We start from the raw sequence: 3,194 nt of genomic DNA, 5'->3' as shown, positions 1-3,194 counted from the left end.
GCATTACTATGAAGGGCGGTTTTTTTGTATCTGGTTTCTGCTCCTGAAAGGTGTTGTCTCAGGTTACAGAGTCATTCGAAAAGCATTAGAAATCAAAGGTTGAGAATGAATACGCCAAAATATGGTCGGCAATGTATTTGTGAGTGGCGGTGGTTGGGTGTGTCACCCCCCAGAAGACATAACTGTCTGATCCGTACGCTGCGCAATCATTGGTTAAGCTGTGACTTTTTAGGTAGTCGGCTGCTGAGCTTCTATTGATATTAAGGCAAGCATCACTCGCGTTTCGAAAGCCATGTTGCTCTGGATTATCGGTAATGCTGGCGAACAACGCACTCGCATCAAACAACACCACGTTTTTACCCATACTTTGGTAATACTCGGCCTGCGTCTTGATGAATTGGTTGAACTCTAAAATCTTGCCACGAACTTTAACAATCTCTTGTTCAGTTGAGTATTTGAATTGAGGTGCTTTGGTTGCATCGGGCAAGGTGAACAGCAGGATATTGTTTGCACCAGATTCCGTTAAGCGGATCAAAGCGCTGCTGAAATCGGCCTTTACATCGGCCACTTCGCGGTTGTAGTTCATAAAGTCATTAAGGCCAAACTCTAAAGTAAACAACGAGTTTTCTGGGCGGTAGTTTTTGGCGACTTTCATATAGGTTAAGTAAGAGGTGACTTGGTCATATACTCCGGTTAATGCGACGTATTGATTGGTGCCAGCAGCCCCACCTACTGCCCAGTTATAAAGAGGCACATCTTTCGCCTTGGCTAAATACTCTGTCCAGACTAAACCGTTTGAAAAGTGCCCTAAAAACCATGAGTTTGCGTTCGGGAAAACCCATTGAGAACCGTTAAATAGGTTACCGGTGTCAGAAAGACTATCACCGAAGGTGACGATACGGTTGATGGTGTTCGCTTGGACAACGTTGTCATTTGTCCAAATCGAGTGGTTATAAGAGAAGCGATTGTCTGCTGCAAAGTAAGTGATGTCTGCGGCGTCATGTTGGATGTCGAGCGTCTGTTCACAACGCTGCTTGATTTCAGATTGAGGAGCGTCACTGTAGAACATGTTCTTGAAGGATACAGAAGACCACCAGTATCCATTGATCGTGTAGTAATCACCATTTTCCTTTTTTGCCCATTTCCAGTCGGTAGCTGGAGAGTCATGTGAGGCATCGGTTCGATACCAGCATCGAACATAAGAATAGGTTTCTGAACCTTGTGTACTAAATACTTGTGCGGATGTAATGGATTCAGGTGTCGGTATTGAATCTTCAGCAGCATAAGCGCCAAAAGGCAGGGTTAACGCGAGTATAAAAGCCGTATTTTTCATCACTGTATTCTCTTTTATATTTAGTGAGCCAAACAAAACGTTGTTGCTTGTGACTGTTTTAATAACTAAATTGCAAATAACTGGTATGACCTATATCCAAGATCAATAGCTCTCGTCAATACATTCAGTTTGTTAGCGGCTTATAACTGGCATCAGTGTCAAAGTTTCAACCACTTTTTGATTGAAAAACAATGGTTTCGAAGTGAAATGGCTAATATCTAACATTTGATTTTAACGAACTATCGCAGGCAACACGTCGTCATTGACCGGCACGGGATGATTTGTCTATTGAATGCTTAAATGAAAACGTGATCAGAAGGGTGTGAGGTAAATTATAATTTAATCAATAGCTTACCCGTTGGTAATGTCAAGCGAAGTTGCAATTCTAATGTTCATCACAATTGTTTAATTCAAGTTCAATATCACAAATATCAAGTTTTCACTTTTTGTTTTATAAAATCATCATCTACGGTTTCTTTACTCGTCAGAGGTCTAATCTGTTTAAGGAAAGAGCATTGAAAAAGATATTAATTTGGACGATAGCGTGCCTATCCAGTTTTGGCGTCTATGCCGGAACAAGCGCATCAGCATTAGAAACCAGCGGATACACTGCAACGAAATACCCTATTATGCTGGTGCACGGCTTGTTTGGTTTCGATACATTAGCAGGCGTGGATTACTTCTATGGCGTACCGGAGTCTCTAACTAAAGATGGTGCGAGCGTATACGTTGCTCAGGTTTCTGCTACCAACAGTTCCGAAGTTCGTGGTGAACAGTTACTCGCTCAAGTTGAGACGCTGTTAGCCGCGACAGGGGCGAGTAAGGTGAACCTTGTCGGTCACAGCCACGGCGGACCAACAGCGCGCTATGTGGCATCAGTTCGTCCTGATCTGGTAGCCTCAGTGACAAGTATTGGTGGTGTTCATAAAGGATCTAAAGTGGCAGACCTTGTTCGCGGGACGGTATCTGAAGGGTCAGTTTCAGAAGGTATCGCGGTTAAATTGGCTGGTGGATTGACGGCGCTGATCAACCTGTTATCTGGTGGAACGGATCTTGACCAAGATGGCCTTGCGTCTCTTGAAGCGTTGACCACTAAAGGTTCGCTTGCATTCAATCAGTTTTACCCTGAAGGCGTGCCAACGTCTGAGTGTGGTGATGGTGAATGGCAAGCAAACAACGGTGTCTATTACTATTCATGGACAGGCTCTTCCACTTTTACCAACCTTCTTGATCCTACCGACGGAGCGATGACAATCCTTGGTTTAGCTTTTAATGAACCTAATGACGGGTTAGTGGGAGCATGTAGCGCGCATTTGGGCAAAGTGATTGGTGATGATTACAAAATGAATCACCTAGACGAGATCAATGGACTATTGGGTATCCACCATCTTTTTGAGACCGATCCAGTGACCTTATATCGTCAGCATGCCAATCGATTGAAGTTGGCTGGCCTTTAGGTTGCACTGCCCATTCATAAAGAGAACAAGGAAAGTATGATGAAAAAGACCGCCATTTTGTCGATAACCACGATAGCCCTGATGAGCACAGCGGCGGTCTTTTTGTATTTACAAAAGGAAGACCCAAATTCACACCGTGACGGCAAACAAAGCGCTTTTTTATTGAAGGTCGCTTCTCAACAAGATACTGAAATCGATAACGCATCAGCCAAAGACATGATGGAATATTTCGTGTCAGGCAATACAGAATTAACCCTCGAAGATATTCGTGACAACGTGGCAAAACATCATGAGCAATCACAGGTCGCGATCGTTGATGAGGCACTGTTTGCCAATTATCTTGAGTACAAGTCGGCACTGACATCATTAGATGTCCAATTTGATACCAACTCAATATCCGCAGA

2 protein-coding genes and 1 pseudogene are annotated in these 3,194 nt (G+C 43.6%); 2 read left to right on the top strand and 1 reads right to left on the bottom strand.

Annotated elements, in window-relative coordinates:
• Positions 1-85: 85 nt before the first annotated feature.
• Complete coding sequence (locus AB4653_RS24655) at positions 86-1,333, bottom strand: SGNH/GDSL hydrolase family protein (protein WP_009845827.1); 1,248 nt, start codon at positions 1,331-1,333, stop codon at positions 86-88.
• Positions 1,334-1,848: 515 nt separating this feature from the next.
• Here AB4653_RS24655 and AB4653_RS24650 point away from each other — a divergent pair.
• Together AB4653_RS24650 and AB4653_RS24645 are read left to right on the top strand one after the other, a co-directional pair.
• Positions 1,849-2,790, top strand: coding sequence for a triacylglycerol lipase (locus AB4653_RS24650; RefSeq protein WP_050395118.1), 942 nt, complete (start codon positions 1,849-1,851; stop codon positions 2,788-2,790).
• A gap of 39 nt (positions 2,791-2,829) precedes the next feature.
• Positions 2,830-3,194, top strand: a pseudogene (locus tag AB4653_RS24645) (lipase chaperone); the annotation flags it as partial.

Source organism: Vibrio sp. 10N.222.48.A3 (assembly GCF_041475345.1).
Taxonomy (GTDB): Bacteria; Pseudomonadota; Gammaproteobacteria; order Enterobacterales; family Vibrionaceae; genus Vibrio; species Vibrio tasmaniensis_A.
The sequence above is the reverse complement of the archived record's forward strand: the minus strand, read 5'-3'. Positions and strand labels throughout refer to the sequence as shown.

What these genes read in the sequence shown, in the direction of transcription:
- AB4653_RS24655 (WP_009845827.1), bottom strand. Translation starts at nt 1,333, where the DNA reads ATGAAAAATACGGCTTTTATACTCGCGTTAACCCTGCCTTTTGGCGCT.